Origin of the sequence: Streptomyces sp. NPDC019224 (assembly GCF_040632605.1) — a bacterium.
Classification (GTDB): Bacteria; Actinomycetota; Actinomycetes; order Streptomycetales; family Streptomycetaceae; genus Streptomyces.
The window spans coordinates 1-13,435 of the sequence record NZ_JBEYCF010000005.1 but is presented as its reverse complement, the minus strand read 5'-3'; the positions used below and the strand labels follow the sequence as shown (position 1 = coordinate 13,435).

Here is a 13,435-nt window from a genome sequence, read left to right as displayed (position 1 = left end):
CGCACCGGCCCCCGGGCGGAACCACGCCCGGGGGCCGGCGGGTGCGCGGCAGGCCGTCAGTACACGCTGACGCCGTACGCGCTGAGTGCCTCGGTGACCGGCTGGAAGAACGTCGTACCGCCCGAGCTGCAGTTGCCGCTGCCGCCGGAGGTCAGGCCGATCGCCCTGGAACCGGAGTAGAGCGCACCGCCCGAGTCGCCGCCTTCGGCACACACGTTGGTCCTGATCATGCCGTAGACGACATCACCGTTGCCGTAGTTGACCGTGGCGTTGAGCCCGGTGACAGTGCCGCTGTGGATGCCGGTCGTGGAGCCCCGGCGGGTCACCGACATGCCGACCGTGGCATTGGCCGCACTGGTGATGTCGACGCTGCCGACCGTGCCGGGGTGGGCGAGCGAGGTGTTGTCGTAGCGCACCAGCCCGTAGTCGTTGCCCGGGAAGCTGGAGCCGACCGTCGGGCCTATGTAGGTGGTGTTCGAGGAGTTGGTGTACCAGGGCGGGTTGCCGTCGGTGCAGTGACCGGCGGTCAGGAAGTAGTACGTGCTGCCGCTGCGGACGTTGAACCCGGCGGAGCAGCGCCAGCCGGGGGCGTAGATGGCGTCGCCGCCGGAGAGCAGCTTGCTGAACTTCCCGGGGGTGTGCTCGATGCGCAGGGCACCCGCGTTGCCGCCCGCGGAGTCCTTGATCTGCTGGATCTCCGCCGCGGAGACCGTACTGTCGACCGTGACCACGAGCTTGCCGGTCTTCGGGTCGACGTTCCAGGCGGTGCCGGCGATGTCGGCGCCGAGGACGGCGTCACCGGCGGCGGCGAGCTGGTTGGCGCTGTACGTTCCGGTGGAGCTCGCCTGGGCGGTGGGGGCGGCCAGGGCGGCGACGGCCACCAGGCCCGCGGCGATGGCGACGGCCCTGCTGCGTCTGGCGGTGGTGCTGCGGGGGGTGGTGCGCTTGATCCTCACTGTCATTCCTCCCGAGGGGAATCGGGGGCCCGCCTGTGGGGTGGTCGGACCCGTGAGGCGCAGTCGGGCGCACGGCCACGCATCCGCATTCCGGACATGCCGTGCTCCTGACAAGCGCTGCTCGGGAGTATTCAAGGCGTCAACTTCCCGCGCAAGGGCACCTTTTGGCCTGAGCCCGGAAACCGCGCGCCGGAACCCGGACGCGGCGCGCGCCCTCAGGGCGAAGGCGCGCGCCGTGTCTCAGCCGTCGATCCGGTGCCGCTCCCCCGCCTCCACGGCGACCGGAAGGGTGTTGCCCGGCGGCGGGAAGGGGCAGATGAAGTGGTCCGCGAAGGCGCACGGCGGCAGCAGGGAACGGTTGAAGTCGACGGTCACCGTGGAGTCGGCGGCCGGGGCGGCGGGGCGCAGGAACCGGAAGCGGTAACTGCTGTTCCCGCTGGTGGCGTCGGCGAAGACCGCCCAGAGCGAACCGTCGGGCTCGACGGCGACCTGGAGCGTGTGCCCGGCCCCGTCCAGCTCGAAGGCGATCTCCCCGGCGAGCCCGAGTCCGCGTTCGACCCCGTCGGCGTTCTCGACCCGGACGGTGCGGGAGTCCGCGTACGGACGGAAGGTGCCCTGCACCGCCCAGCGCGGGTCGTACGGGGTCGTCCCGATCGCCCGGAACGCCTGCCGCGCAGGCGATGCGGGGTCGAAGACCCGGACCGCCCACAGGCCCTCGCGGCTGAGCACGACGAGCCTGCGCCCCTCGTGCGCGACCCGGGAGGCGTCGATCGGCCCCCGGTCGGCGCCGAGCCGGACCTCGCCGGTGAAGGGCTTCCCGTCGACGGTCAGGCCGTCCTCCGGGGCGGCTTCGAGCACCGGCGCGCCGTCCTCCTCGCGCCACCGGCCCGGGACGGCCGGAATTCGCCCCTCCGGGTAGTCCGCGAGCCAGTGGGTGCCGGTGAGGGAGAGCGGACCGTACGGTGCGGAGACCGTGGCGGTGCGCTCCTCGTGCCAGCGCTCCCAGTCCCGCGCTGCCTGCTGCTGTGCGTGTGTGCTCATGCGGTCAACCGTTCCATACCGGTTCGTCGAGACCAAGGTGCGACCGCAGTGTGGAACCGGTGTACGACTCGCGGAAGACTCCCCGTTCCTGGAGGAGCGGGACGACCCGGTCGACGAACTCGTCGAGACCGCCGGGGGTGAGGTGCGGGACGAGGACGAAGCCGTCGGCGGCGCCCGCGGCCACGTACTCGGTCAGCAGCGCGGCGACGGTGGCCGGGCTGCCGACGAACGACTGGCGCCCGGTCGCCTCGATGACGGTCTGCCGGACGGAGAGCCCCTTCTGACGGGACAGCTCGCGCCAGCGGGCCGCCACCGCGAGCGGGTCGCCCTGCCGGACCCGGCCACGGGCCGGCTCCGCGCCGGGGTCCGGGTCGATCGCGGGCAGCGGCCCGTCCGGGTCGTACGCCGACAGGTCACGGCCCCAGACCTGTTCCAGGGCGGCGATCGCGTTCTGCGGTGAGATCTGCTGGAGGCGGATGGCGGCCGCGCGCTCCTGCGCCTCGGCGTCGGTGTCACCGAGCACGAAGGTGGCGCCGGGCATGATCTTCAGCTCGTCCGGCCGCCGCCCGTGGGCCGCGAGGCGCCCCTTCACATCCGCGTAGAAGGCGCGGCCCTCGTCGAGGGTGCCGTGCCGGGTGAACACGATGTCGGCGGCGGCCGCGGCGAACTCCCGGCCCTCCGGCGAGTCGCCGGCCTGGATGACGACGGGATGGCCCTGCGGGGAACGCGGGACGGTGAACTCGCCCTCGACGGTGAAGTGCCGGCCGTGGTGGGCGACGGGGCGCGGGGTCCCGTCGGGGGTCCAGGAGTCCCACAGTTCGCGTGCGGTGGCGACGAACTCGGCGGCGCGGGTGTACCTCTCCGCCCGGTCCAGGTAGCCGCCGCGCCGGAAGTTCTCGCCGGTGAAGGCGTCGGAGGAGGTGACCGCGTTCCACGCCGCCCGGCCGGCGCTGAGGTGGTCGAGGGTGGCGAGGCGGCGGGCCAGTTCGTAGGGCTCGTTGAAGGTGGTGTTGACGGTGGCGGCGAGGCCGAGCCGGTCGGTGACGGCCGCCAGGGCGGACAGCACGGTCAGCGACTCGGGTCTGCCGACCACGTCCAGGTCGTGGATCAGCCCCTTGTGCTCGCGCAGTCGCAGCCCCTCGGCGAGGAAGAAGAAGTCGAACAGGCCCCGTTCGGCCGTGCGCGCGAGGTGCTCGAACGAGGAGAACTCGATCTGGCTGCGGGAGCGGGGGTCGGACCAGACCGTGGTGCTGTTCACGCCGGGGAAGTGCGCGGCGAGGTGCATCCGCTTCGGGGCGGCGGCCGTCATGCCCGCCCTCCCGCGAGGGCGTACCGGTTGGCGGGGCGGGCCAGGCCGAGGTGCTCGCGCAGGGTGCCGCCGGGATAGAAGGTCCGGAAGAGGCTGCGGTGCTGGAGCAGGGCCACGGTGCCGTTGACGATCCGCTCGAGGTCGCGCGCGGGGGTGATCGGCGTGAGGTGGAAGCCGTCGACGGCGCCGGCCCGGTGCCACTGGGTGATCAGGTCGGCCAGGTCGACCGGGCCGCCCCGGTAGTACGTGCCCCGCCCGGCCAGGGGCGGCCCGCTCGCCAGCCCGGGTTCGGGTGCCGTCTCGGCGTCGCCGAGGTCGACGGTGAGCGCGGCGAGCACCCGCAGCGCCTCGGGGTCCCGGCCGTGGGCCGCGGCGCGGCGGCGCACGTCGTCGCGCATCTCGGCGGTCCGTTCGGGGGTGGTGGCCCGTACGAGGACGACATCGGCGTGGCGGGCGGCGGCGTCCCTGGCCGGCTCGGCCGTGCCGTCGACGACCACGACGGGGTGGCCCTGGGGCGGTCTGGGCACGATGGCCGGTCCCCGGACGCGGAACGCGGTGCCCTCGAAGTCGACGTGGTGCAGCTTGTCGCGGTCGATGAATCGTCCGGTGGCGGTGTCCCGGATCTCGGCGTCGTCCTCCCAGCTGTCCCAGAGCCGGGCGCAGACGTCGGCGCACTCGCCGGCCTCGCCCCACAGCGCGGCGGCGGGTGCGGCGGGGCGGCGGCCGAACAGCCGCGCCTCGGCCTCGGTCGTGGACACGCCGACGTGCCAGCCCGCCCGGCCGCGGCTGACCCAGTCCAGGGTGGCCACGGCCGACGACACGTGGAAGGGCTCGGTGTGGGTGGTGGTGACCGTCGGTACGAGCCCGATGCGGCGGGTGGCGGGGGCTACCCGGGACAGGACGGCGAGCGCGTCGGGCCCCGGCCGGGCGAATGAGTCGCCGAGGGTGACGAAGTCGAGCGCGCCGCCCTCCGCGAGCCGGGCGAGGCCGGTGTGGTGCGCGGCGTCGTAGCGGGGCGGGCCGCCGATCTCGGCGGCCAGGTGGAGGGGCCGGAGGGCTGGCATGGGTTTCCTTTCGGCGGGGCGCGGTGCCGGTCTTCGGGCGGCACCGTGAGGGTGTGCGGGGCGCGGTGCCGGTCCTCAGTCCCCCGGGTCCGGGTGGAGGTCGCGCAGGAGGGCGAGGGCGGTGCGCGCGGTCGCGTCGTTCTGGCTGAACGCCGGGCCGCCGGTGCGCGGCCGGGTGAAGGTGCCGCTCGTGCGCGCGGCGGTGTGCGGGCCGAGCGCGAAGCGGCGCGGGTGCGGGCGGCCTTCGCGGTCCAGGATCCGGCCGTCGCCGGGGTCGACCGCGAGCAGCCCGGTGGCGGTGGCGGCCGCCCCGTCCTCGTACAGGCCGCGCAGCACGGTGGAGCGGGTACGGCCGGGCGCGGGGTCCGGGAGGCGGGCCTCGACCAGGGCCCGGGCCTCGACGCGCTCCCCCGGTACGGTGACGCTCGTCGCCCGGAACACGCCCCGTTCCTCGTCGGCCTCGACCCTCGTGCCGGCGCCGAGGAAGCGGACGACGCCGGCCCGGGACAGCGCGAGCAGCTGGCGCAGCCGGGGGCCGGGCGGCCCGGAGGCGAGGTAGTTGAAGAAGCCGTGCCACTCGGCCCCGATGTCGCCGAGCCGGACGAGCGGGCCGTAGACCGAGAGCAGGCCGAGGAACACGGCGAGGTCCTCGCTGTGCCCCGGGTCGTGGCGGCGTTCGAGGTCGGCGGCGATATGGGCGCGGACTGCGTGCTGGAGGGCGTCGGACGAGGGGTGGCGCACGCCGTCCAGGGGGCGGTCGAGCGCCGCCAGGTCGAGCCGGTCGGCGGGATCGGGCACCCCCTCGGCGATCAGCTCCCGCAGCTCGGCGCTCCCCGGCTCGGCCGCCGCGTACCTCTCCTCGAAGACGGCCCGGTCGACGGCGGTGCGCTCGGGGTGGGCGGTGAACAGCCGGTGGTAGTGGGCATGGCCGAGCTCCTTGTCGACATGGGGCCATACGTCGCGGCGGAAGTCGAGCGGATGCGGCCGGTCCAGGAGTTCCCGGGCCTGCTCCGGCCCGAGGAAGCGGGGCAGCGAGGGCCGTTCGCCCTGCCATCCGTAGCCGATCTTCGCGCGGTACGGGACGCCGCGCCGCGATCCGACGTGCAGGACGGGCTCCCGGCCCGAGGGCACGTACGCCCCGTTCTCGTACCGTCCGCCCCGTCCCTCCGTGAGCAGCACCATGAGATCGATGAAGGCGAGTCCGAGGCCCCGGACGATGACGGGTTCGCCCGCGGGCAGCACGCTCAGGTCGCTGTCGGCGGTGAACTCGGGCGGCAGGTGGACCAGCCCGTGCCGGTCCGCGAAGGCGGCCAGTCCGCGCTGTTCGGCGTCCGGCCCGGCGTCCAGGTGGCCGAGGGTGAGGACGACGAGGTCGACGGCGAGCGGTTCGGCGCGGCCCGCCAGCTGGACGAGCTGGCGGCCGTGGCGCGGGCCGGTGACGCGCAGCGCCCGGTCGCGGTGTTCGTGGACGGTGACCGAGGGCGGCAGGGCGGCCACCGAACGCGCGTGGAACCAGCGCAGATAGGCGCCCTGGAGCCGCCGGCTGGGGAAGTCCCGCCCCCGCAGCGTCTCGATCTCGGCGCGCAGCCGGGGGTCGGCGGCCTCGTCGCACCGCGTGCGGCACTCCCGTACGTCCTGCGCCCAGGCGTCCAGCGCGGGCCCCGGCCGTACGGGGCCCTCCTGGCGGACGGTGTCGTCGGTGAACATGGTGACGTCCTCGGCCCTGGAGTTCATCCACAGCAGCGGGGACTGGTCCCGGCGCCAGATCCGGCCGCTGCCGGGCGGGTGGGGGTCGACGAGGTGGAGGTCCAGCGGCCGGTTCCCGTACAGGGCGGGGGCGTTGGCGGCGAGGCGTTCGACGAGGCCGGTGCCGCGCGGCCCCACGCCGATGACGGCGAGCGCGGGCCGGGCGTTCACCGGCGGTCCGGGGCGCCTGGTGCGGACGGGACGGCATCGCTGCCTTCGGGGGGCACGGCGGGAGCCGGCGGGAGGGCGGCGGTCTGCGTGGGCATGCGGGAGCTCCGTGGATGCGGCGGTCGGTCACGGGGCGCACCCTCGGCACGGAGGACAGCAGCGGTGGAACTCGGGGCGGGCCCCTCAGCCCGCTCCTCCTCCGAGAGAAGCGCTGTTCACGGTGGGCTGTCAAGCCCGTCCACACTGTGAGCATTACGTCTCAGAGCAGTTGACGGGTCGTCGGATGCCTGTTCCACTGGGGCCATGCATGCGCAGCAATGGCTGGTCAAGCGCTCCCACATCGACTTCGGTCGCGTGTGGTCCTGTTCCTGTTGAGCCGACGCCCTGCTCCCCGCGCCCGCCCGCTCGCGCCGTGACCGGCGTCCGAGCCCCTGCCCAGGCGCGCCCTCGCACCGCCGGAACAGCAGCAGACCCTCCCCTCACCGCGTCCCGCTCCGCACCTCGCGGAGCGGGACACACGGCTGACGCCGCCTCAGCAGTCGCACCCGCAGTCACAGCCGTCACAGCAATTGCAGCAGTCGCAGCAATTGCTGCACGCGTCGCAGCCGTCGCAGCAGTCCCCGCAGTCGCACTTGCTGCACAGCCCCTCGCGCTCCTGGCGCGACCACGGGTCCTCGAAGGTGCCGCAGCACATCTGGCAGGTGCAGGCGAGACCGGCCCACACCAGGCAGCCCATGATGAGCCCGCGCCGGTCGCGCGGCGGCTCGGGCGGCCGGGGCCCGGCGGGCCCGCCCGGTCCGGTGGGGGCGTACGGATGGCCCGGAGGCGGCCCGAACGAACCCGTGGGCGCTGTTCCTGACGGCGCGTCGGCCCCGGTCAGGAGGCCGCCGGACCGGTGCGAGCAGACGTCCGTGGCGAAGGCGCGGTCCACCGAGCGCCGCAGTTCATGGGTCAGCAGCACATGCGCGAGCCGGCCGTCGGTGAACTCCGCGTCGCGCAGCGCCAGCCGTACGCCCCGCAGCGCGTCGTCGCACAGCCGCCGGGCCTCGGCGCGCGAGGTGCCGGTCGCGGTGAGCGGGTTCCAGGCACCCGCCGCCGCGTCGGCCTCCTGGTCCTCCACGGCGTCCAGCAGGTGCGCGAGGCGCCCGAAGAGGCGCCCGGCCTCGGCGAGCGGCTCGGCGTTCCGCGGCTTGCCCGCGAGGACGGCGGTGTGCGCGAAGGCCGCCGCGGTGGCCGTCTCGGTGGGCTCGGTGACCGTCAGCAGCGGGGTGCCGGGGCCGGCGAGCAGTTCGATGCCGGTCTGCCGGTCGACGGCGTCGACGAGGACCGCGGTGTCGAAGCCGAGCTGCGCGCCGGTGCGCGCCCCTGCCCGGTCCCAGCTCGCCGCCACCCGGCGTGCCGCCGCGGCGACCGGACGGCGGGCCAACAGGCCGTCCCGGTCGGCGACGTGGTCCCGCACCTTCGCCGAGGCCAGCACCAGCGAGACGGCGGCCGCCAGCCGGGCACCCTCGCCGCGCGCGACCGGAGCGGTGCGCATGGACCGCAGGGGGCAGGGTCCGGCCGTGCGGCGCCGGCCGGACCCGTCTTCGAGCTGAGCCTCCGTCAGGACCGAGACGATCAGGCCGTCGTAGTTGGTGACGACCCGGGCGAACTGCCCGTGGTCGGAGCGGAGCGCCAGGCAGAGCCCGCAGAGGTGGGCCATCCACTCGGTCTTGAGCCTCTCGGAGAGGCGGTGCGTACAGGGCCTGACTATTCCGAACACGGCCGTCCCCCCGGGATTCGTTCGCGCGTGCGCCGCGTTCGGTCGCGGACGCGACATGCATCGTATCGAGTGCCCCGTTCACCCGTACGTCCTCCATGTCACCCGTACGGGCCGGTGCGTCATATTTTCTTTCTTCAGACCCCTTTACCGGGAGGAACCTTGACGAATCGCCACATCCTCTGCACCAGTACCGTCACGAATGTCCTGCGCGCCGCCTATCCCCTTGGCGCGCGATCCGCATCATGGACGACCATAGGGATACGAAAGAGATGCGGAACACCAGGGAACCGCGGTGAGAGGAGGCGTCCATGGGATCGGTGCGCAAGGCGAGCGCCTGGCTGGGCCTCGTAGAGGACAACGACGAGCGGTACTACGACGACGACGAGTACGCCGAAGGTGCACGGACCGGCACCGGTCAGGCCTGGGTCACCGATCCGCGGGTGCGGGTGGTCTCCGAGGCGGCCGAGGAGACGGGCCGCCGGATCGCCACCGTGACCCCGGACAGCTTCCGGGACGCCCGCAGCATCGGCGAGCTCTTCCGGGACGGGGTCCCGGTGATCATGAACCTCACGGCCATGGACTCCGCCGACGCCAAGCGCGTGGTGGACTTCGCCGCCGGACTGATCTTCGGACTGCGCGGGTCGATCGACCGCGTGGCCACCCGGGTCTTCCTGCTGACCCCCGCCCACACCCAGGTGCTGAACGGCGAAGCCGCCGGCCGGCCGGCCGACGGCTTCTTCAACCAGAGCTGACCGCCCTCCGGGCGCTCATCGGAACGCGTCCAGGCCGGTGAGCGCCTTCCCCAGCACCAGCTGGTGCATCTCCACGGTGCCCTCGTAGGTGAGCACCGACTCCAGATTGGTCGCGTGCCGCATCACCGGGTACTCCAGCGAGATCCCGTTGGCACCGAGGATCGTGCGCGAGGTCCGGCAGATCTCGATGGCCTCCCGCACATTGTTCAGCTTCCCGAAACTGACCTGCTCCGGGCGCAGCCGCCCCGCGTCCATCCGCCGGCCCAGGTGGTGGGCGAGCAGGATGCCCTTGTGCAGTTCGACGGCCATGTCGGCGAGCTTGGCCTGGGTGAGCTGGAAGCCGCCGATCGGCTTCCCGAACTGCTCCCGGGTCCGCGCGTAGTCGACGGCCGCCTCGAAGCTGGACCGGGCCGCGCCCATGGCGCCCCAGACGATGCCGTAGCGGGCATGGCTCAGACAGCTGAGCGGCCCGCGCAGACCGGTGACGCCGGGCAGGACGGCGTCGGCGGGCAGCCGCACCCCGTCCAGGATCAGCTCGCTGGTGACCGAGGCGCGCAGGGACCACTTGTGCCGGATCTCGGGCGCGGAGAAGCCCGGCGTGTCCGTCGGCACCACGAAGCCCCGGATGCCGGTGCCGGCCGGGCCCTCGTCGGTCTGCGCCCAGACGACCGCGACGCCGGCGACCGAGCCGTTGGTGATCCACATCTTGCGGCCGCTGAGCACCCAGTCTCCCCCACTCTCGGCTCCGCTCGAGCGGGAGGTGCCCCCTCCGTCGCGCTTGGCGTACGTGCGCATGGCCGCCGGATCCGATCCGTGATCCGGCTCGGTGAGGCCGAAGCAGCCGATGGTCTCGCCCGCCGCCATGCCGGGCAGCCACCGCTGCTTCTGCTCCTCGGAGCCGTAGCGGTGGATCGCGTACATGGCGAGGGAGCCCTGTACGGAGACGAGCGAGCGGATGCCCGAGTCGGCCGCCTCCAGCTCCAGGCAGGCCAGCCCGTACTGGACGGCGGTGGCGCCGGCGCACCCGTACCCCTGGAGCGACATGCCGAGCGCGCCGAGCGCGCCCAGTTCACGGGCCAGCTCGCGGATGCCGGGCAGCTCGCCGTTCTCGTACCACTCGGCGATGTGCGGCAGGACGCGGTCGGCGGCCCAGGTGCGGACGGTGTCGCGGATCGCGAGGTCCTCGGGGCTCAGCAGGTCGTCGACGCCGATCGGGTCGCGGGGGTCGAAGGGCGGGGGCTTCGGGGTGGGGGCGGTGGACATGAGGGGGCGCCTCCGGCGGCTCGCACGGTACCGATGGTCGGTGGGGTTGCTGGAAAGCGGTCGGAAACCAGGGCCGCGGCACCAGCAGCGTTGATCACGACGTCGTGCCGACGTTACGACTCAGTGTGCCGCTCGTCCAGAGCCCGCCGCCCCGGCCGTCCGGCGCCCGGCGGGCACCCGCAGCGGCGCGTCGACGCGCTCCTCGGACTCCCGGGGCTCGCAGAGCTTCGGTGCGCACTCCATCACCCGGGGCAGCCGCAGCGCGGCGAGCGCCCCGAGCAGCAGCAGCCCCGCGCTGACCAGCAGCGTGAGGTGCAGCCCGTCGACGAAGGCGTCCCGGGCCGTGGCGCGCAGGAGGGCGCCCAGGGGCCCGCCCAGGCGGGCGGCCTCCTGGTACGCCTCGCCGAGCGAGTGGGCGGCACCGGCGGCCGCCGGTGCGGGGACACCCTCGGCGCGCAGGCCCGCGAGGCCGGGGGTGTACGCGGCGTTCATCACGCTTCCGAGCAGGGCTATCCCCATGCCGGCGCCCAGCTGGTAGGAGGTCTCCCCGATCGCGGCCGCCCCGCCGGCCCGGTCCGCCGGGGCCTCGCTGAGCATCGACTCGTACGCGCCGAACAGCGTGGACTGCAGGCCGAAGCCCAGCGCGACGAAGGCGGCGGCCAGCAGGGCAGGCCGGTCCTGGCCGCCCATCACGGTCAGCGTCAGCACCGAGGCGGCCGTCAGGACGAACCCCCAGCCGACCATCCGGCGCGGCCCGATCCGGCGCAGGGTGTGGGAGCCGGTGGCGCCGGCGGCCATCGCGGCGAAGGTGAGCGGGAGCAGCCTGAGGCCGGTCTCCAGGGGGCTGAGGCCCAGGACGAGCTGGAGGTACTGGACGGCGATGAGCTCCAGGCCGACCAGGGCGAGCATGGCGAGGACGATGCAGCCCACGGCGGTCGAGAAGGCGGGCCGGGCGAACATGCCGATGTCGATCAGCGGGTGGGTGCGCCGCCGCTGGCGGCGCACGAAGGCGACGAGCAGCACGGTCCCCAGCAGCAGCGGTGCCAGGGTCGCGAGGCCGGTCAACCCCTCGCCGGTGCCGGCCCGCTTCACGCCCAGGACCACGCCGAGCACGCCGGCGGCGGCCATCAGCGCGCCGAGTACGTCCCAGGGGCCGTCGTCGTTGCCCCGGGACTCGGGGAGCAGCAGCCGGCCGACCGGGAGGACCAGGGCCATCAGCGGGATGTTGATCAGGAAGACCGAGCCCCACCAGAAGTGCTCGACGAGGAAGCCTCCGACGACGGGCCCGGTGGCGGCGCCGACCGCCGCGACCGCGGACCAGACGCCGATCGCCACGGCCCGCTCACGCCGGTCGGGGAAGACCTGGCGCAGGATCGACAGGGTCGCGGGCATGATCATCGCTCCGCCGACGCCGAGCACGGCCCGCGCCGCGATGAGCACGCCGGCGCTGTCGGCCAGGGCTGCGACGGCGGAGGCGACGCCGAACAGGGCGTAGCCGAGCAGCAGGACGCGCCGGCGTCCGACCCGGTCCCCGAGGGTGCCGAAGAGGATCAGCAGGGAGGCGCAGACGAGCGGGTAGGCGTCCACGATCCACAGCAGGCCGGCGGCGCTGGGCCGCAGGTCCTCGGTGACGGCGGGGACGGCGACGTGCAGCACCGTCGCGTCGAGCGCCACGAGCAGCAGGCTGAGGCAGAGGACGACCAGGACGACCCAGCGGTTGGCACCGTCGGCGGCTGCGCGCAGGCGGATTCGGGCTGTGGGCGTCCCGGACATGCATCTACCTCCCAAATGGTCCCTCGCCCTCGGCGGGCCCACCGGACGCGGCGTCCGCTGTCCCTCGGGGCCCGGCATCGACGGGCGAGTGATCCGTCAGCGTACGCGAGTTCGACAGGGCCACACATGGCCCATCTCATACCGTCCGGCTCCGGGGAGTGTGGCGTACGCCACTGCGAGCCCGCCGGCCCGGGGCACCCGCGGGACCTGCGAGGACCCGTTCGGGGTCCCGCCCGCGGCACCGCACGGCCCCCCGCCCGAAGCCGTACCGTAACCGGACTGGCACCCTCCGTTCCATTCCGCCGCACCGCGGATAAACACACTCGGGCACCACTGGAATTCTTCGGCGACATCCGTGAATTATCTTTTCGAACAGGCATCGCACCAAGACGGAAAAGAATACGAGGGTTACTGGGACGCCCCGGAAGAACTCATCGCCTGAGACATACTCCACATCACATCGTCATCACAAAGCGGCCGGATGGACCGGCGCGCCCACTCACTCGCTGTAACGTCGATTGGGTGCGTACCGACATCTTCGCCCGGCTGGACCGGGAGCCGGAACCGCCGAAGATAGAGACACCGCGGATGAGCCGTCACCGCATCGCTCTCTTCGGCGGGACGTTGGCGTTCTATCTGGCCATCGTCATTGCCGTGCTCATGTCGTCCTGGCTGGTGGCCCTGGACTGGAAGGTCATGCTCTTCCGGCCCTACCAGCAGTGGCCCGAAATCCACGCCGCCCTCGACTACTACGTGGTCCTCGGACAGCGCGGGCCCACCGCGGTCATGGTCGCCTGCTGGCTCGGCTGGCGCTCCTGGCGGCAGCACACCCTGCGTCCGCTGCTGACGCTGGGCGCCTCGCTGCTGCTGCTCAACCTGACGGTGGGCGCGGTCAAGATCGGCCTCGGCCGGCTCGGCCCGCACTACGCGACCAGGATCGGATCGGCCGAACTCTTCGCCGGCGGCGATATATTTCCGTCCGGCCACACCGCCAACGCCGTGGTGACCTGGGGCATCCTCGCCTACCTGGCCGCCACCCCGCGGGCCAGACGCTATCTGTCGGCCATGTCCGCGATCGTCTCGCTCGGCGTCGGCCTGACGACGGTCTACCTCGGCACGCACTGGCTGAGCGATGTGCTCCTCGGCTGGGCGGCGGGCCTGCTGATCCTGCTGGGCCTGCCCTGGGTGGAGCCGCTGATCACCCGCGCCGAGAACTGGATCTTCGCCGCCCGTGCCCGCCTGGGCGCGCCCGGCGGCAGGCCCGTCCACCCGGCGCCCGCCCCCGGCGCCCCGCCGCCCGTTCCGGCCGCACAGCAGGCCGGGGGCGAGACCGCGGCGCAGAGCCCGGCGCGCGGCCCGGCCGGTCGCCCTCCGGCCGCGAGCGGCCGTCCGCGCCCCCATTCCGCGCCCCCGGGCCACGCGGTGCGCTCGGAGCGGTCCCCGGCGACACCGGCCGGCAGCCGCCGCCCGCCGCACGCGGACCGCGCGCCGCGCGGGGGCACGGCTCCGGTCCGGCCGGTCGCCGGCGGCTGACTCCTGTCGTACGTGTGAGGGGCCCCGCCCCCCCCGGGGGGGGGGGCCCCCCCCCGACGCGCGGCGGG

The 13,435-nt window shown here is 73.9% G+C and carries 10 protein-coding genes; 2 read left to right on the top strand and 8 right to left on the bottom strand.

Annotated features, from left to right (window positions below):
• Positions 1-56: 56 nt before the first annotated feature.
• The 6 genes from ABZ564_RS04720 to ABZ564_RS04695 form a co-directional block, all read right to left on the bottom strand.
• Positions 57-956 (bottom strand): S1 family peptidase, encoded by a 900-nt coding sequence (locus ABZ564_RS04720; protein ID WP_360849422.1) that lies wholly within the window; start codon positions 954-956, stop codon positions 57-59.
• A 240-nt stretch (positions 957-1,196) separates the two neighbouring features.
• Positions 1,197-1,997, bottom strand: coding sequence for a DUF1684 domain-containing protein (locus ABZ564_RS04715; RefSeq protein ID WP_360849419.1), 801 nt, complete (start codon positions 1,995-1,997; stop codon positions 1,197-1,199).
• A gap of 4 nt (positions 1,998-2,001) precedes the next feature.
• Positions 2,002-3,306, bottom strand: a complete 1,305-nt coding sequence (locus ABZ564_RS04710) for an NtaA/DmoA family FMN-dependent monooxygenase (protein ID WP_360849416.1) — start codon at positions 3,304-3,306, stop codon at positions 2,002-2,004.
• Complete coding sequence (locus tag ABZ564_RS04705) at positions 3,303-4,370, bottom strand: LLM class flavin-dependent oxidoreductase (RefSeq protein WP_360849413.1); 1,068 nt, start codon at positions 4,368-4,370, stop codon at positions 3,303-3,305. The genes ABZ564_RS04710 and ABZ564_RS04705 overlap by 4 nt, the downstream gene beginning before the upstream one ends.
• A gap of 75 nt (positions 4,371-4,445) precedes the next feature.
• On the bottom strand, positions 4,446-6,287 hold the full coding sequence (locus ABZ564_RS04700; RefSeq protein WP_360849409.1) for an FAD/NAD(P)-binding protein: 1,842 nt from the start codon (positions 6,285-6,287) through the stop codon (positions 4,446-4,448).
• Between the two features lie 529 nt (positions 6,288-6,816).
• Entirely contained in the window at positions 6,817-8,046 is a 1,230-nt protein-coding gene (locus ABZ564_RS04695) for a DUF5685 family protein (RefSeq protein WP_360849406.1), read from the bottom strand.
• Positions 8,047-8,354: 308 nt separating this feature from the next.
• Between ABZ564_RS04695 and sepF the strand changes: the two genes are divergently transcribed.
• Positions 8,355-8,798: a cell division protein SepF gene (gene sepF / locus ABZ564_RS04690; protein WP_360849403.1), complete on the top strand. Its 444-nt coding sequence runs from the start codon at positions 8,355-8,357 to the stop codon at positions 8,796-8,798.
• Positions 8,799-8,813: 15 nt separating this feature from the next.
• Here sepF and ABZ564_RS04685 read toward each other — a convergent pair whose 3' ends face one another.
• Together ABZ564_RS04685 and ABZ564_RS04680 are read right to left on the bottom strand one after the other, a co-directional pair.
• A complete protein-coding gene (locus ABZ564_RS04685) occupies positions 8,814-10,061 on the bottom strand; it encodes an acyl-CoA dehydrogenase family protein (RefSeq protein ID WP_360849400.1) in 1,248 nt (415 codons plus the stop codon).
• 120 nt (positions 10,062-10,181) lie between these two features.
• Positions 10,182-11,834, bottom strand: coding sequence for an MFS transporter (locus tag ABZ564_RS04680; RefSeq protein ID WP_360849397.1), 1,653 nt, complete (start codon positions 11,832-11,834; stop codon positions 10,182-10,184).
• Positions 11,835-12,356: 522 nt separating this feature from the next.
• Here ABZ564_RS04680 and ABZ564_RS04675 point away from each other — a divergent pair.
• Positions 12,357-13,367 carry a phosphatase PAP2 family protein gene (locus ABZ564_RS04675; protein ID WP_360849394.1) on the top strand — a complete coding sequence of 337 codons (1,011 nt, stop codon included), beginning with the start codon at positions 12,357-12,359 and terminating at the stop codon, positions 13,365-13,367.
• Positions 13,368-13,435 lie beyond the last annotated feature (68 nt).